Origin of the sequence: Pseudomonas sp. UBA6699 (assembly GCF_002454615.1) — a bacterium.
Taxonomy (GTDB): Bacteria; Pseudomonadota; Gammaproteobacteria; order Pseudomonadales; family Pseudomonadaceae; genus Aquipseudomonas; species Aquipseudomonas juntendi.
In genome coordinates, this window is sequence record NZ_DKJF01000018.1 from 26,614 (window position 1) to 49,132 (window position 22,519).

The 22,519-nt window shown below is 65.1% G+C and carries 21 protein-coding genes and 2 riboswitches; of the genes, 5 read left to right on the plus strand and 16 right to left on the minus strand.

The window, feature by feature from the left end; translation table 11 throughout:
* Positions 1-180 precede the first annotated feature (180 nt).
* From B3361_RS03375 to B3361_RS03385, 3 genes are all read right to left on the minus strand, one after another.
* The gene (locus B3361_RS03375) at positions 181-1,518 is read right to left on the minus strand and encodes an MFS transporter (RefSeq protein WP_054905239.1); all 1,338 of its coding nucleotides are present in this window, start codon (positions 1,516-1,518) and stop codon (positions 181-183) included.
* Positions 1,519-1,704: 186 nt separating this feature from the next.
* Positions 1,705-3,276, minus strand: coding sequence for a sensor domain-containing diguanylate cyclase (locus B3361_RS03380; protein WP_054905222.1), 1,572 nt, complete (start codon positions 3,274-3,276; stop codon positions 1,705-1,707).
* A gap of 58 nt (positions 3,277-3,334) precedes the next feature.
* Positions 3,335-3,814 carry a hypothetical protein gene (locus tag B3361_RS03385; protein WP_054905221.1) on the minus strand — a complete coding sequence of 160 codons (480 nt, stop codon included), beginning with the start codon at positions 3,812-3,814 and terminating at the stop codon, positions 3,335-3,337.
* A gap of 130 nt (positions 3,815-3,944) precedes the next feature.
* Between B3361_RS03385 and B3361_RS03390 the strand changes: the two genes are divergently transcribed.
* Positions 3,945-4,442, plus strand: a complete 498-nt coding sequence (locus B3361_RS03390) for a GNAT family N-acetyltransferase (RefSeq protein ID WP_009683983.1) — start codon at positions 3,945-3,947, stop codon at positions 4,440-4,442.
* 41 nt (positions 4,443-4,483) lie between these two features.
* Here B3361_RS03390 and B3361_RS03395 read toward each other — a convergent pair whose 3' ends face one another.
* The 8 genes from B3361_RS03395 to lpxO form a co-directional block, all read right to left on the minus strand.
* On the minus strand, positions 4,484-5,272 hold the full coding sequence (locus tag B3361_RS03395; protein ID WP_054905220.1) for an ABC transporter ATP-binding protein: 789 nt from the start codon (positions 5,270-5,272) through the stop codon (positions 4,484-4,486).
* A complete protein-coding gene (locus B3361_RS03400; RefSeq protein ID WP_033690610.1) occupies positions 5,269-6,285 on the minus strand; it encodes a FecCD family ABC transporter permease in 1,017 nt (338 codons plus the stop codon). The genes B3361_RS03395 and B3361_RS03400 overlap by 4 nt, the downstream gene beginning before the upstream one ends.
* Positions 6,285-7,295 (minus strand): ABC transporter substrate-binding protein, encoded by a 1,011-nt coding sequence (locus tag B3361_RS03405; protein ID WP_054905219.1) that lies wholly within the window; start codon positions 7,293-7,295, stop codon positions 6,285-6,287. Before B3361_RS03405 ends, B3361_RS03400 begins: the two co-directional genes overlap by 1 nt.
* A 110-nt stretch (positions 7,296-7,405) precedes the next feature.
* Positions 7,406-7,603: riboswitch (cobalamin riboswitch) on the minus strand.
* 28 nt (positions 7,604-7,631) lie between these two features.
* Positions 7,632-8,798: a DUF1624 domain-containing protein gene (locus tag B3361_RS03410; protein ID WP_054905218.1), complete on the minus strand. Its 1,167-nt coding sequence runs from the start codon at positions 8,796-8,798 to the stop codon at positions 7,632-7,634.
* A 137-nt stretch (positions 8,799-8,935) separates the two neighbouring features.
* Positions 8,936-11,062, minus strand: a complete 2,127-nt coding sequence (locus B3361_RS03415) for a TonB-dependent receptor (RefSeq protein ID WP_054905238.1) — start codon at positions 11,060-11,062, stop codon at positions 8,936-8,938.
* Positions 11,063-11,173: 111 nt separating this feature from the next.
* A riboswitch (cobalamin riboswitch) is annotated at positions 11,174-11,381 on the minus strand.
* A 44-nt stretch (positions 11,382-11,425) separates the two neighbouring features.
* The gene (locus B3361_RS03420; protein WP_054905217.1) at positions 11,426-11,995 is read right to left on the minus strand and encodes a GNAT family N-acetyltransferase; all 570 of its coding nucleotides are present in this window, start codon (positions 11,993-11,995) and stop codon (positions 11,426-11,428) included.
* 75 nt (positions 11,996-12,070) lie between these two features.
* Positions 12,071-12,415 carry a carboxymuconolactone decarboxylase family protein gene (locus B3361_RS03425; protein ID WP_029884982.1) on the minus strand — a complete coding sequence of 115 codons (345 nt, stop codon included), beginning with the start codon at positions 12,413-12,415 and terminating at the stop codon, positions 12,071-12,073.
* Positions 12,416-12,551: 136 nt separating this feature from the next.
* A complete protein-coding gene (gene lpxO, locus B3361_RS03430; protein ID WP_029884983.1) occupies positions 12,552-13,451 on the minus strand; it encodes a lipid A hydroxylase LpxO in 900 nt (299 codons plus the stop codon).
* 159 nt (positions 13,452-13,610) lie between these two features.
* Here lpxO and thpR point away from each other — a divergent pair, with 159 nt between their 5' ends.
* A complete protein-coding gene (gene thpR, locus B3361_RS03435) occupies positions 13,611-14,177 on the plus strand; it encodes an RNA 2',3'-cyclic phosphodiesterase (RefSeq protein WP_054905216.1) in 567 nt (188 codons plus the stop codon).
* Between the two features lie 25 nt (positions 14,178-14,202).
* Here thpR and B3361_RS03440 read toward each other — a convergent pair whose 3' ends face one another.
* A complete protein-coding gene (locus B3361_RS03440; RefSeq protein WP_054905215.1) occupies positions 14,203-15,108 on the minus strand; it encodes an AraC family transcriptional regulator in 906 nt (301 codons plus the stop codon).
* A gap of 180 nt (positions 15,109-15,288) precedes the next feature.
* Between B3361_RS03440 and calA the strand changes: the two genes are divergently transcribed.
* Positions 15,289-16,341 (plus strand): vanillin reductase, encoded by a 1,053-nt coding sequence (gene calA / locus B3361_RS03445; RefSeq protein WP_286920111.1) that lies wholly within the window; start codon positions 15,289-15,291, stop codon positions 16,339-16,341.
* Positions 16,342-16,411: 70 nt separating this feature from the next.
* Here the strand turns inward: calA and B3361_RS03450 are convergent, their stop codons facing one another.
* On the minus strand, positions 16,412-17,728 hold the full coding sequence (locus tag B3361_RS03450) for a hypothetical protein (RefSeq protein ID WP_009683968.1): 1,317 nt from the start codon (positions 17,726-17,728) through the stop codon (positions 16,412-16,414).
* A gap of 202 nt (positions 17,729-17,930) precedes the next feature.
* Here B3361_RS03450 and B3361_RS03455 point away from each other — a divergent pair, with 202 nt between their 5' ends.
* Positions 17,931-19,130, plus strand: coding sequence for a sugar transporter (locus B3361_RS03455; RefSeq protein WP_054905214.1), 1,200 nt, complete (start codon positions 17,931-17,933; stop codon positions 19,128-19,130).
* A 52-nt stretch (positions 19,131-19,182) separates the two neighbouring features.
* Here B3361_RS03455 and B3361_RS03460 read toward each other — a convergent pair whose 3' ends face one another.
* Genes B3361_RS03460 through B3361_RS03470 form a run of 3 tightly spaced genes read right to left on the minus strand, consistent with a single transcriptional unit; the run spans position 19,183 to position 21,619 of the window.
* Positions 19,183-19,767 carry a LysE family translocator gene (locus B3361_RS03460; protein WP_054905213.1) on the minus strand — a complete coding sequence of 195 codons (585 nt, stop codon included), beginning with the start codon at positions 19,765-19,767 and terminating at the stop codon, positions 19,183-19,185.
* Between the two features lie 49 nt (positions 19,768-19,816).
* Entirely contained in the window at positions 19,817-20,647 is an 831-nt protein-coding gene (locus B3361_RS03465) for an AraC family transcriptional regulator (RefSeq protein ID WP_054905212.1), read from the minus strand.
* 48 nt (positions 20,648-20,695) lie between these two features.
* Positions 20,696-21,619, minus strand: coding sequence for a LysR family transcriptional regulator (locus tag B3361_RS03470; protein WP_009683964.1), 924 nt, complete (start codon positions 21,617-21,619; stop codon positions 20,696-20,698).
* A gap of 104 nt (positions 21,620-21,723) precedes the next feature.
* Between B3361_RS03470 and B3361_RS03475 the strand changes: the two genes are divergently transcribed.
* On the plus strand, positions 21,724-22,377 hold the full coding sequence (locus B3361_RS03475) for an oxygen-insensitive NAD(P)H-dependent nitroreductase NfsB (protein WP_029884991.1): 654 nt from the start codon (positions 21,724-21,726) through the stop codon (positions 22,375-22,377).
* The last annotated feature ends 142 nt before the right edge of the window (positions 22,378-22,519 follow it).

Genomic DNA, 22,519 nt, shown 5'->3' on the forward strand with positions numbered 1-22,519 from the left:
ACTTGCAGGAGCAACTGTCTTGCTCAAATTTTGAAAAGCCTGCGCGATTCGTTGTGGGAGCGGGCTCTAGGCATCTGCGGCATTCAGCTTGTCATTCACCGCTCTCACTCCAGACTCTAATCCCCTCCCAAGACACACGCGGTCTTGTGTCGCGATGGGCTGCCAGGCAGCCCCAGGATCTCAAACCGAGCCTTGAACGCCTTGGCCTACACCCTCGGCGTTGGGTTCATCATGCAGCGATATCCGGGACGTTTCCGGCAACGCCAGCCCGCCGAGCAAAGCCACCAACGCAATCACCACCAGGTAGAACGCCGGCGCCAGGCTGCTGCCGGTCTGCCCGATCAGCCAGGTCGCGACCAGCGGCGCGGTGCCACCGAACAGCGTATAGGCCACGTTGTAGGTAATGGCAGAAGCGGTGTAGCGGGTCCGGGTCGGGAAGCTCTCCGACAGCAATGCCGCAGTCACCACCCCGCTGCACAGCGCGCCGACCGCCAGCAGAATCACCCCCAGCAGGGCCCCCGGCATCGAGCCGGAGCTGGCCAGCCAGTAGGCCGGGAACACGCACAGCATCACCCAAAGGCAGGTGAAGCCGATGGTCTTGCGCCGCCCGAACCGGTCCGACAGCGCCCCCGCCAGCGGGCAGCCGATGGCGGCGAACAGCAGGGCTACGGTGGTGACCAGCAGCGACTGCGCCCGGGTCAGGTTGCCGACCAGTTGCAGGTAGGTGGCGAAGTAGGTGGTGAACATGTAGAACGACAACGCCGTCAGCGAAATGAACGCCCCCAGGTTGCGAATGGCCCGGCCGTGGTGGCGCAGGGTTTCCTTGAGTGGCGAATGCTCGTGCTCCTTGCCCTGGGCCACGGCTTCCCGGAATGCCGGGGTTTCTTCCATGCGCCAGCGCAGGTACAGGCCGACCAGGCCCAGTGGCGCGGCGATCAGGAACGGAATGCGCCAGCCCCAGGCAGCCATGGCTTCGCTGGACAGGCTGGCTTCCAGGCTATAGGCGATCACCGCCGCACAGGCGAACGCGGAAAAGGTCGAAACCGGTACGAAGCTGCCGTAGAAAGCCCGCTTGTCGTTGGGCGCGTGTTCCATCAGGTAGGCGCAGGCCCCGGCGTATTCGCCACCGGCAGAAAACCCCTGCAGGCAGCGCGCCAAGGTCAGCAATACCGGCGCGGCCAGGCCGATGCTGGCGTAGGTCGGCAGCAGGCCGATCAGGGTGGTGGAGCCGGCCATCAGCAAGATGGTCAGCGAGAGGATGCGCTTGCGCCCCAGCCGATCGCCGAGGGCGCCGAACACGATACCGCCCAGGGGGCGCAAGGCGAAGGCCACCGCGAACACGGCAAAGGTCTTGAGCAAGGCGACGCTGGAATCTTCGCTGGCAAAGAACTGGCTGGCGATCAGCGTGGCGAGAAAGCCGTATACGGCAAAGTCGAACCATTCGACGAAGTTGCCGATGGCCGAGGCGGCGATCACCCTGCGCAGGGTGGCGGGGGATACCTCATGAGGTGCGGGCATGCGGGTGCTCTCCGATTCCATTGGCAGGCATGATGAACGTGGTGCGGTCTGGCCGCGCCATCATTGTTATGCCTGCCAGTAGATAACCGGGCAGCGCAAGGCGCTTTGTCGAGGACGACCTCGGGATACCTGAATCAACCGCCATCGACACGGCGTGTGCCCGGCAGCGCAGCGGGCGCCAGGCAATCAGGCGACAGCGACGCGATTGCGCCCTTCCTGCTTGGCCCGGTACAGCGCCAGGTCAGCCTCGCTCAGCACGGTTTCCGGCTCGCGCCCCGGCTCGCCGCTCCAGTGGGCCACCCCCAGTGACAGGGTCACCGCGCCCACCGGCTGGATCGGCGTTTCCTGCACCGTCACCCGCAGGCGCTCAGCGACCGCGGCGGCCACCTCCAGGCTGGCCCCAGGCAGCAGCATGAGAAATTCTTCACCGCCGGTGCGGCAAAGCAGGTCACCCTCGCGGCAACAGCGGCGCATCAGCTCGGCCAGCCGCTGCAGCACCTGGTCACCGACCACATGCCCATGCTTGTCGTTGACCTGCTTGAAGTGGTCGATATCCAGCACGATGGCTGCAAATGCCCGGCCTTCGGCTTCCAGCAGCGACAGGTTGAGCTCCAGGCTGCGGCGGTTGCCCAGGCCTGTCAGGGGGTCGGTCTGGGCATCGCGGTTGAGCCTGCCGATGCGCGCCTGCAGCAAGTTCAAGCCGAACAGCAAGGCGCGCTTGAGCTCTGCGGCCTCGAAGTACCAGGCCCGCACGCGATGCAAGCGCTCAGCGGTGCCGGGGCGGTCCATCGAGCGGGCACCTGCAGCCAGTTGCCACAGTGGGCGGGCGATGGTCAGGGCCAGCCACCACAGCAGCAAGCAGCCTATCAGGGCCAGCGGCGCGGAAATACCGACCACGTTCAGCACCAGGCGGCTGAGCGGCATCATGGTTTGTGCCAGTGGCTGCTGTGCCACCACGCCCCAGCCGGCGCTGGGCACGGTGGCGAAGCCGGCGACCATCTCCACACCTTGGCTGTTGGTCAGCTGGCGTGTGCCGTTGCCCAGGTTGGTCAGTTGGTCGATCAGCTCATTGCCCTGCACGACGGTACCCACCCGCTGGCTGTCGGGGTGGTAGAGCAGCCGGCGATTGCGGTCGACCACATACAGGTACGAACCGTCCTTGTAAAAGTGCTCGCCGAGCAGGCGGTTGAGGATGTTGCGTTCCCGCAGGTAAAGGCTGCCACCGACATACCCCAGGTAGCGGCCGTTGGCGTCGACGACCGGTTGCGTCAGCGCCACCACCAGGTTGTTGGCCGCCGACAGATAGGGTGTCGACACCAGCGCGCGGCGCTCCTGCAATGCCTCCTGCACACCGGGCGATTGCATCCGGGTGCCGACCATGTGGCGTAGCGGCGCGGGGGATATCGCCAGCAGCACGCCATTGGCATCGATCACGAACGTGGAATTGAACGCCATGCTCTGGCCCAGCACCCGGTCGGTCTCGCGCTGCAAGGCGGCGGGATCGTCCAGTTGCCGGCCTTGCTCGCTGGCGCTGAACGCCAGTTGCTGCAAGGCACTACCGATGAATGCATCGGTGATGCTGGCCAGCTTGGCCGCATACACCCGGTTGGCTTCCAGCGCGTGGTCGATCAGCAATTGGCGCTGTACCCGGTAGCTGGCGAAATAGCTGGCGCACAGCATGACCACGGCAGTAAGGGCGCACAGCACCAGAATGAGTGTGCGTAGATCCAGGCGCAGTCCGTGCTTGGCGTGTGGCAATCCTGACCTCGAGTGTTCGAATAGGGCTACGAAACGGAAGCGACCGTGCCGGTCGCGCTCATGAACCTGCCTTTTCCAAGGCGTTCAGTTCGTCTTGCACCTGCTGCATGCGCTGCTCGGCCAATGCTTGCACCTTGGGGTCGCGGGCGGTTTCACGCATCAGGCCGGTGAGTTTGTCGCTCAGTTGCCGGCCAGCATCGGTGTTTTCCAGAGCACGGGCCTTGGCCGGGTCCTGGGTGGCCGCGACAATGGTGGCGAACTCGGCGTCACTGAAATGCTCCTTGCTGTAGAGGCGGAACAGGTCCTGGCGCTGGTCTTCTACCGTCAGATGCTTGCGCAGCACATCTTCGATGGTGGTACGCGCCAGCCGTGGGTGCTGGCGGGCCAGCAGCCCGGCCATGCGTTCGATGTTGTGGTCGTAGGCATCCTGCAGCGGCAGCTGGGCAAGAATCTGCTCTTCACGGGAGGGCTTCTGGTCGCAGGCGGCAACGGCAGCAATCAGCAACAGCGGCAACAGCAACTTCTGGATGCGAGGCATGGCGTGGCCTGGTCGGGCAGTGAAGGCTGCCGATTATAGCGAGGTCAGCCCTGCCGCGACGAGCCCTGCGATTTGCCTTGTACGGCCGGCTGGGTTAGAACCGTGCACCCAACACTCAGGCTTGAACCTTATGCCGAACTGGACGTTGCAACCTGTTACCCGCGATGCCATTGGCCAAGTGCTGGCGTTTGTCGACAGCGCGCGCCGCGAGCTGTTTCCGGCGCTGGCCAATGCACCGTTGCCCCGGGACCTGGCGCATTTCAGCGAAACCTACCTTGAAGGCGAGGGCTGCTTCCTGGAAGCCCGGGTTGATGAGCGCCTGGTCGGGGTGATCGGCTACCTGCCCTACGACCACCGTTTCAGCCAACTTGATTATGCTGGCGAGCGCGTCGTTGAAGTGGTGCGCCTGTTCGTGCTGCCGGCGTACCGCAGGCGCGGGCTTGCCGCCGCGTTGTTCGGCGCCTTGCGCCAGCAGGCGCTGCAGGCCGGCATCGGTTGCCTCTACCTGCATACCCACCCATTCCTGCCGGGGGCCATCACGTTCTGGGAGCGGCAAGGCTTCGCTGTCGTGGACGTGGAGCCAGACCCGGTCTGGCAAACCACGCACATGCAACTGCGCTTGGGCTGAGCAGGCCAGGCGCCTGGGCTACCCAGGCTTCTGCCGGTAGCTCAGGGGGCGCGAAAGCGCAGGATGCGTGTGCCGTCCCAGGGGTCGGTGAGGTAATGGCCATGAACACCAAAGGTGTGCAGCAGGCACTCGGGGGTCAGTACCTCGAACGGCGTGCCGAGGGCGACCAGCCGGCCTTTGTCGAGCACTGCAACGCGGTCGCAGGTCAGCGCCTGGTTGAGGTCGTGCAGGGCCACCAGGGTGGTCACCTGCAGGGCTTGTACCTGCTGCAGCAGGCTCAGCTGGTGCTGGATGTCCAGGTGGTTGGTCGGTTCGTCGAGCAGCAGCACCTGCGGCCGTTGGGCCAGGGCGCGGGCGATATGCACGCGCTGCCGCTCGCCACCGGACAACGACCCCCAAAGGCGAGCGCGCAGGTGCAAGGCGTCGAGGTCGGCCAGTGCCTGCTCGACAATCGCCCGGTCCGCGCTGGAGAACGGCGCAATGGCTGACAGCCACGGCGTGCGGCCCAAGGCCACCGCGTCGAACACATTGATTGCATCGAGGGTGTCGGCCTGCTGTTCAACCAGTGCCAGGCATTGGGCCACGCGCCGGCGAGGCATGCCTGCCAGTGGCTCGCCCATCAACTGCACGCTGCCGCAGGCCGGCGGGCGCAGGCCGGCCAGCACCTTCAGCAGCGAAGACTTGCCTGAGCCGTTGGGGCCGACGATCGCGAGTGTTTCACCCGCCACCAGGTTGAGATGGATGTCGTGCAGCACCCGTTTGCCGGCCAGTTGCAGGCCGAGATCCTGGCAGCTCAGCGGCGCCAGTTGGAATGCAGCCATGACCGTCATGGGCGCCCCCGGCGGCTGACCAGTATCAGCGCGAAGACAGGCGCGCCAAGCAGCGCGGTGACCACGCCCACCGGTATGACCTGGCCGCTGATCAGCGTGCGCGAGAGGATGTCGGCGGCAATCAGAAACAGTGCCCCGCCCAATGCACTGGCAGGCAGCAGGCGGCTGTGTCCGGGGCCGAGCAGCAGGCGCAGGGCGTGTGGAATGACCAGCCCGACGAAACCGATGGCGCCGACGATGGACACCATCACGGCCGTTACCAGCGCCGCGCAACTGATCAGCAGTAACTGGCTGCGCCGCACCGGTATGCCCAGCGAAGCTGCCGAGTCGGCGCCGAAGGTGAAGGCATCCAGCGCGCGGCGATGCCACAGGCACACCAGCAAGCCGAACAGTGCCACTGGCACGGCTAGCCATACTGCGGGCCAGCGCACGCCACTGAGGTTGCCCAGTAGCCAGAACAGGATGCCCCGTGCCTGCTCGGCGGTGGCCGACTTGGTGATCAGGAATGCCGTCAGGGCATTGAACAGTTGCGACCCGGCGATACCAGCCAGAATCACCTGGGCGTTATTGCTGCCAGGGCCTGCCGCGCGGGCCAGCACCAGCACCAGGGCAAAGGCCGCCAGGGCACCGATGAAGGCGCCGGCCGACATGCTCAAAGCCAGGCTGCCCAGGCCCAGCAGGCCAACCAGTACGGCACCGGTCGAAGCGCCGGCGGACAGCCCCAGCAGGTAGGGCTCGGCCAGGGGATTGCGCAGCAGCGCCTGGAGGATCACGCCGCAGGTGGCCAGGCCGGCACCGCAGGCCGCCGCAACCAGTGTGCGGGTCAGGCGATAGTTCCAGATGATCCCGGCATCGATCGGGTCGACCGGATAACCGGCTTGCCACAGCTGGTTGGCCAGCACCTGGCCGACCACGCGCGGTGCCAGGCCGGTTTCGCCAATGGCTGTGCCGGCGAGCAGGGCCGCCAGCAGTGCGGCCACGGCCAGGCCGATACAGGCTGACAGTCGACTGATCACTGGCTGGCTTTACCGCTGGCAAAAGCGGCCGCCAACGTTTGCACGCCACGGAACAGGCGGATACCCGCCTGCATGGCGTCGGCGTCGAGGATGATGATGCGGTCGTGTTTCACCGCGTCCATGTTGCGGGTTACCGGGTCGCTGCGCAGGAATGCCAGCTTCTTCTGGTAGTCGTCGGCGGGGAAACGCCGGCGGTCCATGCGGGCGATGATCAGCCAGGTGGGGTTGGCCCTGGCCAGGGTTTCCCAACCTACGGTGGGCCACTCCTCGCTGGACTCGACCACATTGCGCACCCCCAGGGTGCGCAGCATGAAGTCGGCGACCCCTTGGCGGCCCGCGACGTAAGGGTCGATGACCAGGTTGGCGCTGGAGAACCAGAACAGTGCCGAGGTGCCCGACAGGTCCTTGCCCGCCAATTGCGCGCGGGCGCTGTCCAGGCGGCCTTTGAGCTCGGCGTTCAGGGCCACGCCGCGCGCCTGTACATCGAAGATCTCCGCCAGCTGGCTGACGCTCTTGTAGATACTGTCGACCTGGAACGCCTGCAGGCGGGTGCCGTCGGCACCGATCAGGTTGTCCTTGCCCTCACAGTCCGAGGGCAACAGGTAGGTGGGGATGTTCAGTTCGGCGAACTGTTCGCGCGTACCGACCACACCCTGCGGCCCGACCATCCACTCGAACTGCACGGCCACCAGTTGCGGGCGTTGGCCAACCACCGCCTCGAAACTGGGTTCGTTGTCGGCCAGGCGCGGTACCGTGGCGTTCATGGCCTGGTATTCGGGCAACACATTGTTGAACCACAGCGAACTCGCCGCCAGCTTGTCACCCAGGCCCAGGGCATAGAGCATCTCGGTGCCGGCCTGGCCGATGGTCACGGCGCGCTGTGGCGCCTGGGCAAAGCTCTGCGGCTTACCGCAGTTGTCCACCGTCAGCGGGTACTGGGTGGCGGCGGCCTGGGCCAGGCCGCTGAGGCTGAGGCCGGCAAGCAGGGTGGCGAAGCGGGGCAGCATGCTGGGCGATCTCCTATCGGACAGTTCACGGAATGAACGCACGGACAGACATCGCCGCGCCCTTGCCAGCGGCAAAGGCAACACAATGGCCAATCCCGGGCACCCCGCCGGTTGGTGAATGTTGGCCGGCAGGTCTCCTGACTGGTGCGTCACGGCCCGGCTCCGGCCTTCCCGGGTAGTACACCCAGTGGCGTCGATGGAGCAGGCTCGGCACTTACAGTTGCGGGGGCAGTTCCGTTTGGCCCGTGTTGGCGGGCCGGGGATTCCCTATTGATTCCGTGATGGAAACCGGCGGCCCGCATGGTAGACCATCGCGCCGCCGGGTGAAAACGCTTTTCAGAAGTACTTCAGCCAGCGGATGTCGCGCCGCCGCTGTTTCAGCCGGGCGAACCAGTGCACCGGCCGGTACAGCGAAGCCGCCAGCAACAGCGCCACGCACCATACCGCCGCGACGCCGTCGAAGCCGAAATAGCTGCCGTGGTTGCTGCCGAACAGCGCCACGCAGGCCAGGTACAGCAGCTTCAGCACATACAGGTGCAGCAGGTAGAGGAACATCGGCGCTGCACCGAACACCGCCAGGGCGCTGATCCAGCGGGCCTGGCCGGCGCGCTCGAATGCGCGCAGCAACAGCAGGCCGCAGCCCAGGGTCAGTGCCAGGAACAACAGCGAAGGCGGGTACTTGGTGAGGTTGAAGAAGCTCATCAGGGTGTGTGTGAGCGTGGGGTAGCTGCTCCACGCGGCTTCGCCATAGCCGTTGAATACGCGCAGCACGAAAAAGCCCAGCAGCGCCAGCAGCCCGCCAAGCAGCAGGCAGCGCTGACGTGGCCCGGCCTGGCTGCCGCGGGCAAACCATGGCCCAAGGCAGTAGCCCAGGGCGATCACCCCGATCCACGGCAGTACCGGGTAGGACGTGCGCAGCCGCAGCGTGTCGGACAACGTCAGCCAGCCGCGGTCATGCAGAATCGCCCAGGGCACGTGCAGGGCAGACCCCGGGGCAAAGTGCAGGCTGTCGAGCAGGTTATGCCCGGCAATGATGACGGCACTCACGCCGAGCAGCGCCGGGCGTGGCAGCCACACCAGCAACGACAGGGCGAGCATGCTGATGCCGATGGCCCAGATCACCTGCAGGTAGATCACCGTGGGCGGCAGCTGGAACGTCCAGGCAAAGTTGACCAGGGTGAACTCCAGCGCCACCAGAAACAGCCCGCGCTTGAACAGGAACGCCGCGACATCGCCACGGCCCTGGCGCTTTTCGCCATACAGCCAGGCCGAGAGCCCGGTCAGCAGCACGAACACCGGCGCGCACAGGTGCGCCAGGGTACGGCTGGCGAACAGTGCCGGCTCGGTGGTATCGATGGCCATCGGGTCGCTGACCTGGCGGTGCAGGAAGAAGGTTTCGCGCACGTGGTCCAGGAGCATGAACAGGATTACCAGACCGCGCAGGGCGTCGATGCTCTGCAGGCGCTGGTTGAGTTGGGTGGGACTGGGGCTGGCGCTTGTCATGGAGGGTCGCTGATGAAAAAAAGCCTGAATGAAATGTTATGTTATATCCATATGGCCATGCACGGGTAGGTTTTTTGCTCAGCGCCGGGTTGGCTTTTCGCCGTGAAGCTGCGCTACGCCAACCCGGGCTGCCCGCTTCAGAAGCTGTAGTCCAGCGTCGCAAAGTAGGAACGTGGCGTTCCCATCAGCCATTGCTGGCCGCTGAACGCCGCCTGCACATATTCGCGGTCGAACAGGTTGTTCACCTGCAACCCCACTTTCACCTGCGGCAGAACCTGCCAGCCGATCGTGGCGTCGACCACGGTATAGCCTGGGGCGCTCTGGGTATTGGCGTTATCGGCGTAACGTTCATCCACATAGCGCGCGCCCACCCCCAACTCGATCTGCTGGCCAATACCTTTGCTCAGCCACAGGTTGGCAGTGCGCCGAGGCACGTTGGCCGGGCGGTTGCCGGCACGGTCCTGCACCGCTGCGCCCACCTGTTCGTCAAACGCGTCATACCGGGCGCGCAGCAGCGCTGCGTTGGCAGACACCCGCCACTGGTGGGCCAGCGCCAGTTCCACGGTTGCCTCCAGCCCATCCGACGTCTGCTGGCCAGCCTGTTGGGGCTGGTGCGTGAGGGGGTCGTCTACCAGCAGCTTCTGCTTGACGATGTGGTAGGCCGCCAAGGTCCATTCGCCATCCCCGCCCCAGAAACGTTGCTTGAGGCCCACCTCGGTCTGTTTCGCCTGGGTGAGGTCGTAGTGCATCTGGTTGGGGCTGAGGCTTATCAGGTTGTTGACCTCATCCTCGCTGGTGGAGTACTGGCCATACAGCGACAGCGCGTCACTGAGTGCATACACCAGCCCCGCACGCCAGTTGCCACCTTGCAGGCTGCGGTCGCTGCGGCTGGCATTGGTCAGGTTGTCGCGGTCGATGTGGTGCTGGTCGCGGCGCACCCCGGTCACCAGCGACAGGCGCTCAGTGAGTTGCAGGCGGTTTTCGCCGAACAGGGCAAAGGTATGGGTGGTGGACAGGCTTTGCGGGCGCAGCGGCGACCCGCTGTGGAATACGCCCGGCTGCGGCTGCCACGGGTCGATGTAGTCACCGCCTACGTCGTTGTAGGGGCTGTTGCTGTCGACGTTGAAGCGCACCTTGTTGTACTCGGCGCCGAGCACGGTTCTGCTGGCCAGGCCGAACAGCGAATGGTCGAGGGTGAAGGTCTGGCGGTCGCCGAACTGCTCCTGGTCGTGCTTGATTTCCAGGTAGCTGCCGCGCAGCAACTGCTGGCGCCCGGCGTCCCATTCATACTGCTCGGCGTTGCGCCAATGGCGGCGGCTACTGATGTAGTACAGCTGGTTGCTGGCGCTGAGGTGGTCGTTGAGTGCCCAGTCGGTGGTCAGGCGGGTCCACTGGTCGTCGTAGCGCTGCACGTCGTTCTGCAGGTTGTAGTTTTTCTTGCGCAGGCTGCTGCGGTAATGGCCGTCGATCAGCGGCGTGCCGTAGTAGTTGGCAGGCTGCGCCGCACCGCGCTCATGGGCCAGGGTAAAGCTGAGGTCGTCACTGGCATCGAAGCGCAGGGCCGCGCTGAGCGCCAGGCTGCGTGAGGGGGTGCGGTCCACCCAGCCATTGCCGGCTTGCTGGTTCAGCGTCAGGCGATAGCTCAGGCGCTCGCTGAGGCTGCCACCGCTGTCCAGGCCGAGTTGCTGGTGGTCCCAGCTGCCATATCCAAGCCGCAGCTGGTTGCGCACCGTACCGGCAACCGGTTTTTTCGGGATGACGTTGACCACCGCGCCGGTGGCGCCTTCGCCGTAGAGCACCGATGCCGGGCCGCGAAGCACATCGATACGTTCGACCATCCACGGGTCGACCGGGAAGGTCTGGGTGCCGGCTCCGGTGAACAGGCGGGCCCCATCGAACAAGGTCATGACCGAGCCGTGCCCGGCAAAGCCGCGGGCGGACAGGCCGGTGCCACCGTCGCCGGGGGAGCCGATGAAGGTAATGCCTGGCGAGCGGGTTACGGCATCCTGCACGGTCAGGTTGTTGCGCTGCTGGATCTGCTCGGCGCTGATGCTGCTGGTACTGGCTGGCGTTTCCAGGGCGCTGAGCCCCAGGCGCGAGCCGGCCTGGGTCGGCGTGGCCAAGTCGCTGGCATGGCTGTCGAGGGTGTCGGTGATGGCCGTGGAGGGCAATGCCAGGGGCTGCGGTCCGCGGTCATCGGCCAGGGCCGGAAGCGTGACGGCCAGGCAGGCCGCCAGGGGGTGAAGCTTGAACATACGGGACATGTCGTTCCACTGCTGCAGGAATGAATGGATCCCGGTGGAAAACACGCAAAGGAGGGCTCCGTACAGGCAAGCGCGCGCACGGATACCGGCCTGCGCCCGCCCACCGCGGGGTGCCAAATGAAGCCTCAGGCCGGTCTCCGGGCTTGCGAGGGGCATGAAACCTTCACCTTCCCATGCCTGAGCACAGTGGTATCTCGAAGGGTTCGCTCACTTACCGTTGCGGGGGCAGCGCCGGACTTGTCGTGATCAACACGACGCACCGGCTTCCCGTTTCACCCTGCGCGCGGCGGCGCAGGGCACCTGAAACTGGCGCGCATCTGAGCACCTGGCGGTGCCTTCGTCAAGGCAGATCGTGAAGAACGATCAGCGCCCACGCCGCCGCGAAACCCGGGCTTCGATATTCTTGCGCCCGATCAGCAGCGGCGGCTTCTCTGCCACTGGCTCATCGGCCAGCCACTTGTACATCACCAGGCAGTCCACCAGCCCCAGCCGGGCATGGCGATAGGCCTTGGGCAGCCGGCCAACCGTTTCGAACCCCAGCTTGTGCCACAGGGCGACTGCCACTTCATTGGTGGCCACCACCGAGTTGAACTGCAGGGCCAGAAAGCCTTCCTGGCGCGCCAGTTTCTGCGAGTGCTCGCACATCAACCTGGCCACGCCGCGCCCGCGCGCTTGGGCGCAGACCATGTAGCCGCAATTGCCGACATGCGCACCGGGCCCTGCCGCATTGGGCTTGAGGTAGTACGAGCCCAGCAGTTGACCCTCTTCTTCGGCCAGCAAGGTGCGCAAAGGCAGCTCCAGCCACAGGTGGCGGGCCTGTTCGAAGCTCAGGGACGGGTCGTAGGCATAGGTTTCGCAGGCCTGGACAGTGGCCTGGAAAGTGGGCCAGAAGCGCTCGAAGTCTTCGGCCGTCATGGGGCGGATGTGGATCATGCGGGTTCCTGCGCGGGTTTAGCCGCCCAGTCTGCGGGGCACGGCGCCGTCGCGCAAGGGCGGCGCCGTTCGGGCTCAACCGTTGGCCTTGCCCACTGCATCCAGGGCCCTGGCCGAGTAGACCAGCGCGGCACCCGCGTTCATCGCCACCGCCACACCCAACGCCTCGGCAATCTCCTCACGGGTAGCGCCATGCTTCACCGCTTGCTGCGAATGCACGGCGATACAGCCGTCGCAACGGGTGGTTACCGCTACGGCCAGGGAGATCAGTTCGCGGGTCTTGGCGTCCAGATGACCGGTTTTGGCCCCGGCGCCGCTGGCGGTCATGTAGCCGGCCACGGTGTCGGGGGAAAGTTGCTTCAGATCGCCGATGCCGGCCATCAACTGCTTTCGGTAGGCATCCCAGTCCATCATGCTCATCGTCGTCACCTTGGGGTGGTTGCGAATGGAGCTTTCAGGCTAGTCGAAGCGTGGCGAACGTGCGGCTTGTACTTTGGTGCATGCCCAGTCATGCCTTTGGCTGCACCTTCGCACAGGCCGCTGGCAACACACGGACTCAGATGTAGATGAACACCAGCAGCAACGCTGCCACCACCGCCCACTTCTCCAGGTAGTAGCGCGTGCGATTGCGCTTTTTCAGCGCCTTGCCGCGTTCCCGGATCTTGTAGATCCGGGTGAACAACCGGTTGATGCCGCCGGTCTTGTCTCCGGCGGTGTTGGGGGCTGCGGCAGCCGCCATGACATTGCGGCTGAACCAGCGGTTGAACGCGCTGGCCCAGCGGTACTTGAGCGGGCGTTCGACATCGCAGAACAGAATGATGCGGTTGTGCTCGGTATTGTTGGCCGCGTAGTGGATGTAGGTTTCATCGAAAACCACCCCTTCACCGTCGCGCCATGAGTATTTCTCGCCGTCTACATCGATGTAGCAGGCGTCGTCGTTCGGTGTGTCCAGGCCCAGGTGATAGCGGTAGGAGCCGGCATACGGGTCACGGTGGCGCACCAGCTTGGCCCCCGGTGGCAGGGTGGCGAACATGGCCGCCTTGACCGTGCCGATACCTTGCAACAGTTCGGTGGTGCGTGGGCACAGGGCCATTGCCGACGGGTGGCTTTCGCCGTACCACTTCAGGTAAAAGCGCTTCCAGCCGGTTTTGAAGAACGAGTTGAAGCCCACGTCGTCGTAGTTGTCGGACTTCTTGATTTCGCCTACCTGCAGCAGTTGCCGGCCTTCTTCGCGAATTTCCTGCCAGTGCTCCTGCAGCGGTTTCAGTTCGGGAAAGGCCTCGACGGGCAGGTACGGTTTGGCCGGGTGTTTGGAAAACAGGTACAGAAAACTGTTGATCGGGGCCAGAAAGCTGGAGTGATCGCCCAGTTGGCGGGTCAGCTTGTGACGGACCCGACCGCGCAGGTGAACGTACGCGATCGAGAGAACGAAGAGGAGGACGAGTGCAATTTTCATGGACGGATACTTGTCGAAAATAAGGCCATGCGCCATGGCATAAGCCCGCCAGCATAAACAATCATGTGGGCAGTTTGTACTTATTGTTACGAAACCATAGGCCGACATTGGTGTAATGCCCTACAGTCGTGCGCAAACGTTTCATGCCCAGGAGTCACCATGGTTCATGATGTACGCCCCAGCGGCAGTCCGTTCAAACGGCTGTTTTTCGCCTTGCCGGTCAGCGATGTCCAGCGCCGCGCTCTGGCCCAGTTCCGTCGCGGCCTGAACCTGCGCAGCGGCAAACCGGTGCCGGCCGCCAACTTTCATGTCACGTTGCTGTTCCTGGGCGATGTAGATGCCGCCCTGGTGCCGGCAATCTGTGCGGCGGTCGATCAACTGGCGCTGCCGGGCAGGGTACCCCGGTTGACACTTGACCGCTTGCAGGTGTGGCAGCGCTCCAGCGCCCTGGTACTGGAGGCGCAGCAGGTGCCAGCAGCGCTGATGCGCCTGGTGTACGGCCTGCAGCAGGCGCTGCTGCCTTTTGCCGGGCAAGCTGCCAAGCGCGACTACCGCCCGCACCTGACGCTTGCCAGGGATTTTCGGGGCCACTTGCCAGAGGCCGGCAGCGCGCCGGCGTTTTTCCTCGGCGCCCCGCACTTCACGTTGTATGAATCGCGCAAGGGCGCCTACTGGCCGTTGGCGCAATGGCCACTGGCGCCCTCAAGTGCCACGCCTGGTGACTGACGGGTGATTGCCCGCCGCCCTTCAGTCAAACCGGCAAGCTTTGGTAGGGCAGTTCATCCCCTGGGCTGCGTTCGAACTGGCGCTTGTATTCGCGGCTGAACTGCGACGTGCTCTGGTAGCCCACCCGGTGCGCCGTCTGGGCTACACCCAGGCCTTCGCCGATCAGCATTTGCTGGGCCTTGAGCAACCGCAGGCGTTTGAGGTATTGCATGGGCGCCATGTCGGTGCAGCGCTTGAAGTGTTCGTGAAAGGTCGAAACACTCATGTTGGCCCGTGCCGCGAGCGTCTCCACGCTCAGGGGCTCGCTATAGTGCTCGCGCAAGTGGGCGAGGGCGGCGCCGATACGGGCAAAGTGCCCTTGTTGTTCCACCAGCGCCCGCAACACCCCAGCCTGCGGGCCGCGCAGCGCGGTGTAAAGCACTTCACGCACCCTCGCCGGGCCCAGAACCTTGGCATCCAGTGGGTCCTGCAGGCACTGCAGCAGGCGCTCCACACTGTCGCGCATGGGCGCATCCAGTGCTGCGGAAGTCATCGATTGCGGTGTTTGCGCCTGCACGGCAGGGTCTGGCGCCAGGTCCATGCTTTGTACCAGTTCACCCAGCACGCCACGGTCGATGTCCACTGCCACGCCCAATAACGGCGCCTCGCGGGTGGCGAAGGTTTCACACATGAAGGGCACCGACAACGCCTGCACCAGGTAGTGGCCGGCACCGTACTCAAGGGTGCGTGGCCCCAGGCGCGCCAGCTTGCTGCCCTGGGCCAGGATCATCAGGCTGGGCTCGTAGATTTGCGGGCTGCTGGCGACATAGTGGTCCCAGCTCAGTACCTGCACCTGGGGCAGGTGCGTAGGCACGAAGCCCGGGCGCGTGGCCAGGCAGCGGATCAGGGCGCAGAGGGGCGCATTGGCATCGACGTGGCGGGTCAGTTGCATGATGAACCAGGGCAGAGGATCAGACAGCCTGATGATCGCAGATTGACGGTATCGCGCCAGTAGCACAAAGGCAGGTTCGGAGAATCAGGCATGCATGCCGGAGAATCAGCCGTGTGCGCGAGAGCGAATGGTGGGCACAATCGCCCCACTGAATCGTTTCATTCTACAGCGAGGTCCAGCATGTATACCGCCATCGGTTACGCCGCCCAAACCCCTACCAGCCCCCTGACGCCTATGACTTTCGAGCGCCGCAGCCCGCGCCCGGACGATGTCGCCATCGAGATCCTGTACTGTGGCGTGTGCCACTCCGACATCCACCAGGCGCGCAACGAATGGGGCATTGCCGTATACCCGCTGATGCCTGGCCACGAAATCATCGGCCGCGTCACCGCCACGGGCGACCAGGTTACCGCCTACAAGGTAGGTGACCTGGTAGGCGTGGGTTGCATGGTCGACTCCTGCCGCCACTGCGAGGCGTGCGCCAAGGACCTGGAGCAATACTGCCAGCAAGGCCCGACCATGACCTACGCCACCCCGGACCGGGTCGACGGCAGCAACACCATGGGCGGCTACTCCAGCAGCATCGTGGTCAGCGAGCATTTCGTGCTGCGCATTCCGGCCGGCATGGACCTGCCCAGCGCCGCGCCGATCCTGTGCGCCGGTATCACCACCTATTCGCCGCTCAAGCACCATGGTGTCGGCCCAGGGCACAAGGTCGGCATCCTGGGCATGGGCGGGCTGGGCCACATGGGCATCAAGCTGGCCAAGGCGCTGGGCGCAGAAGTGACCTTGTTCACCCGCTCCCAGGCCAAGGCCGAAGAAGCGCGGCGCCAGGGCGCCGACCATGTGATCGTGTCCACCGATGCCGAGCAGATGCGCGCTGCGGCCGACCGTTTCGATTTCCTGCTCGATACCATTCCGGTGCAGCACGACCTGAACCCGTACCTGGAAACGCTGAAGTTCGACGGGGTGCACATTCTGGTCGGCCTGATCGAGCCGATCGACCCGGCCGTGCATGCGGCCAACCTGGTCATGAAGCGTCGGGTGCTGGCGGGGTCGTTGATTGGGGGTATCGCCGAGACCCAGGAAGTGCTTGATTTCTGTGCCGAACACGATATCCGCTGCGATATCGAGATGCTGGACATCCGCAATATCAACCAGGCGTACGAGCGCATGATCGCCGGTGATGTGAAATACCGTTTCGTGATCGACATGGCCACGCTGCAGGCCTGATCGAGGCCAGCGCCGGCCGCTATGCGGGCAAGCCGCGAAGCGGCTGGCTGGCAGGCCGGGGCAGGCTTGGCTACCAGGCCAGCGGTTTGTCCCAGCCCTTCCAGAACAGCCACCGGCGCACCTCCCCATGCGCGCCGGTACCGATCTGCCACGCCGGCCGGCCGCTGTCGAGGGCAATCTCCGCCACAATCCCGGCATGGCTGGCGGCCACCAGGGTACGCCCGTCGGCGCTGATGTCCATGGCGCTGATGGTCGAGCCCAGGTAGTGCTGCCAATGCTCCTGGCCATCTTCGCCAAAGGCCCGCAGGTAGCCGTAGGCATCACCGATGATGTATTCGCCAGCGCGAGCCACCCCGGCATAGACACGCGCGCCATCCTGCACCAGTGGGGTGCGCGGGTCCTGGCTGTAGTAATCGGTGCGCAGCCCCGGCAGGTCGGCTACCCGTACCGCCAGCGTGGCACCGCTGTAGAAGTGGCAGGCGTTGAGGAGCAACTGGTCACCCCGCTGGTTGAAGAGCGCGAAATGCGGGTATTCGCTGCCGGGACCAATCTCGGCCACCAACCTGAGCCGGTCGTCCAGCACCAGGTGCCGGCTGCCTTGCTCACCCACCACGACCCAGCGGCCATCCGCCGACACCGCGCCGTGCTCCATGCTCAGCCCGAGGCTGATGTCCTCCGGCTCGGTGCCTTCGGCCAGGGCGTCGAGTACCCGCGCCTGGTGCGGCAGCAGGCGGGTTGCGCCGTCGCTGGCCAACACGAAGGTGCCATCGGCACTGACCAGCAGCACGCGTTGGCCGTCCGGGAAAGGGATCAATGCGGTGGGCGCGGGTGGCAGGTCGAACGGCTCGAACGGGTAGCCGGCCGGCAACCCTTCCAGGCCGGTCGGCCAGGCCAGGCGCTGTACCTGCGGGCCGCCCCAGCCAGCGGTCACCCGGACGCCTTCGGCATTGCCCAGGGCAAAGTAGCGGCGGGCCGGGCAGCGGCCGAAGCACTCGACGCCGATCACCGGGGTGACCCCATGGCGATCGATACGCAGCACCTGGCCTTTTTCGTGCGGCATGCCGATGCGCGCCAGCAGGCTACCGTCGCCCAGCAGCAGGACATTGCTGATGCCCTGGCCATGCTCATCGAGCAACGGTACCAGCGGTTGGTGGGCAGGCGGCCAGGCTTGGCGGAAGGCTTGGCGTTGCTGCTCGCTGCAGTCCGGGCGGTTGGCTGCCTGCAAGGCTGCCAGCCAGGCGTCGAGCAGGTGGTCGGTGGCGGGCACTTGTGGCGCTTGAAGGTTGTCCCAGCCTTGGGCACGGCCTTGTGCGACGTAGTCGTTGACGGCCTGGGCATAGGCGATGACCGCCTGCTGCCATTGCTGCTGGGGGTACTGCTTGTCCATGAGTGGATCGGGCTCCTTGCTGCAACGTGTTTCACTTCAAGTGGGCATGGTACTCCTTATGCCCGACTTGCGGTTGTTGGCCCCGGGTGTGACGCGTACCATGCCGGCATTCCTATTCATGACACTGCGTACGTCGGCAACCCCGTAGACGGGGGCCCTGGCGCGCGACCTGTTGCTTTTTCACGGAGACTCTCTTTCTACAATGAACGGACCTGTACCCAGCCACCTGCCACCCGGCACGGGCAGCGGCAGTTGGCTTAGCGTCATCGCCTTGGCCCTGGCGGCCTTCATTTTCAATACCACCGAATTCGTTCCAGTGGCGCTGCTCAGTGACATTGGCGGCAGCTTCGAGATGAGCACTGCCCAGGTCGGCCTGATGCTGACCATCTATGCCTGGGTGGTGGCGCTGGCGTCTCTGCCGATGATGCTGCTGACCCGCAACATCGAACGGCGGCGCTTGCTGTTGTTGGTGTTCATGGTGTTCATCGTCAGCCACTTGTTGTCCTGGCTGTCGCAAAGCTTCGCCATGCTGCTGGTCAGTCGCATCGGCATTGCCCTGGCGCATGCAGTGTTCTGGGCCATTACCGCTTCGCTGGCGGTGCGCGTGGCGCCGCCCGGGCAGCAGGCCAAGGCGTTGGGCCTGCTGGCCACCGGCACCACCCTGGCCATGGTGCTTGGCATCCCGCTCGGGCGTGTGGTGGGCGAGGCACTGGGCTGGCGCATCACCTTCCTGAGCATTGCCGTGGTAGCGCTGGCGACCATGGTGTGCCTGATGAAGTCGTTGCCGCTGCTGCCCAGCCAGAACTCCGGGTCGCTACGCAGCCTGCCGGTCCTGTTCAGGCGCCCGGCGCTGGTCATCACCTATCTGCTGGTGACCCTGGTGATTACTGCGCAATTCACCGCGTACAGCTATATCGAGCCATTCGCTCTGCACGTGGCGCAGATCGGCGGCGAGCGCACCACGCTGTTGCTGTTGCTGTTCGGGGGGGCAGGGGTACTGGGTTCAGTGTTGTTCAGCCGCTACAGCGAGCGCTTCCCGCAGGGTTTCCTGCTGGGCTCGATGGGGGTGTTGGCGGCGTGCCTGCTGTTGCTGTTGCCACTGTCAGGCAACTTTTATGTGTTCGCGGTGCTGAGCATGTTGTGGGGGGTAGCGATCCTCAGCTTCAGCCTGGCGTTGCAGTCCAGGACCTTGAAGCTGGCCTCTGATGCGACCGACGTGGCCATGGCGCTGTTCTCGGGTATCTACAACATCGGCATCGGGGGTGGGGCCCTGCTGGGCAGCATTGTCAGCAGCCGGATGGATGTGGCGTACATCGGCCTGGTGGGTGGCAGTGTGGCGGTGGCCGGGTTGTTGCTGGCCGTGGCCAGCGCCCGGCGCTTGCGAGAGGCATTACCGCACTGACCGGTCAGGCCCTGCGATGGGCTGCGCGGCAGCCCAAACCGGTGGCAGGGCGTCAGGCCAGCACAGCCGCCCATGCTGAAATCAGCAAAAGCCCCGCCAACAGTTGGTTGAACACCCGTAACCGCTGCGGCGCCTGCAACCAGCGGGCGCTGCCTGCCCCCAGTACCGCCCATGCCCCCATGCACGGCAGGGCAACCAGGCAGAACACCAACGCCAGGTGCCATACCGGTAACCTGGGGGCGGCAAACACCCCCACAACCGCCACGGCCATCAACCACACCTTGGGGTTGACCGCCTGCAGCAAGGCGGCGCTGAGCGCGCTGAAGCCTTGCGCCGTACCCGCATGCAGCGGTGCCCCGGCACTGCGCAGCATTTTCCACGCCAGCCCGCTCAACCACAGCGCTCCGGCCCAGCTCATCAGTTGCTGTGCCAGTGGGTGGCGCAGCAACAGCTCGCCCAGCCCCAGGCCCACCAGCAGCACAATCGTCGCTGCCGTGCAGCAGGCCGCCAGGATCGGCAACAGGCTGGCCCGTACGCCCAGGCGGGCGCCGTGCGCCAGGATCAACAGGTTGGTTGGCCCCGGGCTGAGGCTGGCGACCAAAGCAAACAGGATGAAGGGCAGCATCGACTGAGACATGGGAACGCTCCAGAGCATCAAAGCCCCATGCTCGCTGTTGCCAAGCGGTTCAGTCTGGAAGGTTTGAGCAGCGCCTGCGGTAGTCGGCCGGCGTCAGCTGGTAGGCACGGCGAAACCAGCGGCCCAGGTGGCTCTGGTCGGCAAAGCCCAAGGCCACGGCCACTTGCGCCGAGCACTGGCCTTGGGCGAGCAGCCGCCTTGCCCGGGTCAGGCGCAGCTGGATGAGGTAGGCATGCGGGGCAATGCCGAAGGCGGCCTTGAACGCCCGGGTGAGGCGAAAACGGTCGATGCCGCAGGCCTGGGCCAGGTCGTCGAGGCCAATGTCACGTTCCAGGTTGGCATGCAGGTAGTCCCGCGCGCGCTGTGCGCTCAGCGGCAGGCGCGGGTCGGGGTTGATGCGCCGGCGCCAGTGCAGGTGGCAGGTCAGGCGGGCAAGCAGTTCGTCGGTGGCGGTTTGCCGGACGATGCGCAAGTCCTGGTCATGAACCGCGCGGAAGGCGAGGGCGGTAGCGCTTGCCAAACGTTGGTCATGGCAAAGGGTGTCGGCAAAGCTCGGCAGGCTGCCGCCCGGCGCGTGCTCGAACAGCGACCGCAATTGCTGGTCGAGCCAGAGCGGGTCCAGGTACAGCGTGGAGTAGGTGAAGCCTTCCTCGGTGGGGGCCAGGCCATCGTGAATATCGCCAGGCTCGAGCAAGAACACCTGCCCGGGTGTGCTGCGGTGGCGCACCCGGCGGCAATTGAACTGCTGCACCCCCTGTTCGGTGACGCCCACCAGGAAGCTGTCGTGCCAGTGCGGGTCGTAGGCATGCCCGACAAAATGCGCCCGCACCGACTCGATGCCGGTGTCGGCGTCCTGCTTGAAGTCTATCCAGTTGCTCATGGGGGCATGCCGCCGATTCAAAACGCCAACCTAGCGTAACGGTTGAGTTCAGTCTGGAACAATTGTGCAGCCGCTGGCCAGTGCCGGTTCACGCAGCGCCTCGAAGCGCTCGCGTAGCCACAGGTGCAGTTGGGTTACCGCTGGGGTGAGCTGTTTGCGATGCGGGCAAACCAGCGTGACCGGGGTCGATTCGCCGAGCAGTCCGGGGAGAACGACCTCCAGTTCGCCGGTGGCTATGTTGGCGCTGACGTCCAGCCACGACTTGTACACGATGCCTTCACCCTGTACGGCCAAACGGCGGATGACATCGGCGTCGTCGCTGACCAGCGGCCCGCGCACCTGCACGGTGCGGTTGCCCAGTTGCCATTTGTCGTACACCCGGTTGTGCTGCATGTACAACAGGCATGCATGCTGTTGCAGCGCATCGGGGGTGAGTGGGCGGCCGTGGCGGGCCAGGTAGTCGGGCGAGGCGACCAGCACCCGGCGGTTCCAGGCAGCCAGCGGCAGGGCGATGTAGTTGGCGTCCTGGTTGTGGCCATAACGGATGGCCACGTCTACCGGGTCACGGTTGAGGTCGGCGATCTGGTCAGAGAGAAAGAAGCGCACCTGCAACGCCGGGTGCTCGCGGCGGAAGGCGCTGAGCCATGGCAACAGCATGTTGCGGCCCATGTCGGAGGGCGCCGACACCTGCAGCGTACCGCGCAGGGTGTCAGGGTTGCCATGCAGGTCCTCGTGGCCCTGGCGCAGGCTCTCCAGCACATTCAGTGCGGTCGGCAGGTAGCGCTCGCCCTCTGCGGTCAGGCGCAGGCTGCGGGTGGTGCGGGCGAACAGACGCACGTCCAGGTCGCGCTCCAGGCGCTTGATGGCCGCAGCCACCTGGCCAGGCAGCAAGCCCGCTTCGTGGGCAGCGGCGGTGAAGCTGCCCAGCACGCTGCTACGGGCGAACAGCTCAAGGTCTGCGATGCGCAGCATTTTCACTCCAGGGCCGAAAGTGTTGCTGCATTGTGCCGGTTTTTCTTTTCTGCAGGAAAGATAAGATGAGCGGCAAATTCACTGCTCATACCTGGAGTCGTTGCATGGATACCGTCTCGCTGGCCAAGCGCCGTTACACCACCAAAGCCTACGATGCCTCACGCCGTATTCCCCAGGCCACGGTCGATGCCTTGCTCGAGCAACTGCGCCACAGCCCGTCCTCGGTCAATTCCCAGCCCTGGCACTTCATCGTCGCCGACAGCGCCGAAGGCAAGGCCCGCCTGGCCAAGAGCACCTCGCAGGGCTACGCCTACAACACGCCGAAGCTGCTCGATGCTTCGCACGTGATCGTGTTCTGCACCCGTACCGAAATGACTGAAGCGCACCTGGACAGCGTGCTGGACCAGGAGGCCGCCGACGGGCGCTTCCGGGACGACCAGGCGCGCGCGGCGCAAAACCAGAGCCGCCGTCACTACGTTGACCTGCACCGCTTCGATCTGAAGGACGTGCAGCACTGGATGGAGAAACAGACCTACCTGGCCCTGGGCACGGCGTTGCTGGGTGCTGCGGCGCTGGGGCTGGACGCCACGCCCATTGAAGGTTTCGACAGCAAGCTGCTGGATGCCGAACTGGGCTTGCGCGAGCGGGGGTTCACCAGCGTGGTGATGCTCTGCCTGGGCTATCGCAGTGAGGCCGACTTCAATGCCGGCCTGGGCAAGTCGCGCTTGCCGGCAGCACAGGTATTCACCTTCCTGTAAGCGCGGCTGCCGGGTAATGCCCGTCAGTCAAGCCCTGGTGGCAGCCATTGGGCTGCTTTGCAGCCCATCGCCGGCAAGCCAGCCCACAGGGGGCGCATCAGGGCTGATAGGTGGTTGTCACAAGATATGCAGCGCCTGTGAG

What these genes read in the sequence shown, in the direction of transcription:
- B3361_RS03375 (WP_054905239.1), bottom strand. Translation starts at nt 1,518, where the DNA reads ATGCCCGCACCTCATGAGGTATCCCCCGCCACCCTGCGCAGGGTGATC.
- B3361_RS03385 (WP_054905221.1), bottom strand. Translation starts at nt 3,814, where the DNA reads ATGCCTCGCATCCAGAAGTTGCTGTTGCCGCTGTTGCTGATTGCTGCC.
- B3361_RS03390 (WP_009683983.1), top strand. Translation starts at nt 3,945, where the DNA reads ATGCCGAACTGGACGTTGCAACCTGTTACCCGCGATGCCATTGGCCAA.
- B3361_RS03395 (WP_054905220.1), bottom strand. Translation starts at nt 5,272, where the DNA reads ATGACGGTCATGGCTGCATTCCAACTGGCGCCGCTGAGCTGCCAGGAT.
- B3361_RS03405 (WP_054905219.1), bottom strand. Translation starts at nt 7,295, where the DNA reads ATGCTGCCCCGCTTCGCCACCCTGCTTGCCGGCCTCAGCCTCAGCGGC.
- B3361_RS03410 (WP_054905218.1), bottom strand. Translation starts at nt 8,798, where the DNA reads ATGACAAGCGCCAGCCCCAGTCCCACCCAACTCAACCAGCGCCTGCAG.
- B3361_RS03415 (WP_054905238.1), bottom strand. Translation starts at nt 11,062, where the DNA reads ATGTCCCGTATGTTCAAGCTTCACCCCCTGGCGGCCTGCCTGGCCGTC.
- B3361_RS03420 (WP_054905217.1), bottom strand. Translation starts at nt 11,995, where the DNA reads ATGATCCACATCCGCCCCATGACGGCCGAAGACTTCGAGCGCTTCTGG.
- B3361_RS03425 (WP_029884982.1), bottom strand. Translation starts at nt 12,415, where the DNA reads ATGAGCATGATGGACTGGGATGCCTACCGAAAGCAGTTGATGGCCGGC.
- lpxO (WP_029884983.1), bottom strand. Translation starts at nt 13,451, where the DNA reads ATGAAAATTGCACTCGTCCTCCTCTTCGTTCTCTCGATCGCGTACGTT.
- thpR (WP_054905216.1), top strand. Translation starts at nt 13,611, where the DNA reads ATGGTTCATGATGTACGCCCCAGCGGCAGTCCGTTCAAACGGCTGTTT.
- B3361_RS03440 (WP_054905215.1), bottom strand. Translation starts at nt 15,108, where the DNA reads ATGCAACTGACCCGCCACGTCGATGCCAATGCGCCCCTCTGCGCCCTG.
- calA (WP_286920111.1), top strand. Translation starts at nt 15,289, where the DNA reads ATGTATACCGCCATCGGTTACGCCGCCCAAACCCCTACCAGCCCCCTG.
- B3361_RS03450 (WP_009683968.1), bottom strand. Translation starts at nt 17,728, where the DNA reads ATGGACAAGCAGTACCCCCAGCAGCAATGGCAGCAGGCGGTCATCGCC.
- B3361_RS03455 (WP_054905214.1), top strand. Translation starts at nt 17,931, where the DNA reads ATGAACGGACCTGTACCCAGCCACCTGCCACCCGGCACGGGCAGCGGC.
- B3361_RS03460 (WP_054905213.1), bottom strand. Translation starts at nt 19,767, where the DNA reads ATGTCTCAGTCGATGCTGCCCTTCATCCTGTTTGCTTTGGTCGCCAGC.
- B3361_RS03465 (WP_054905212.1), bottom strand. Translation starts at nt 20,647, where the DNA reads ATGAGCAACTGGATAGACTTCAAGCAGGACGCCGACACCGGCATCGAG.
- B3361_RS03470 (WP_009683964.1), bottom strand. Translation starts at nt 21,619, where the DNA reads ATGCTGCGCATCGCAGACCTTGAGCTGTTCGCCCGTAGCAGCGTGCTG.
- B3361_RS03475 (WP_029884991.1), top strand. Translation starts at nt 21,724, where the DNA reads ATGGATACCGTCTCGCTGGCCAAGCGCCGTTACACCACCAAAGCCTAC.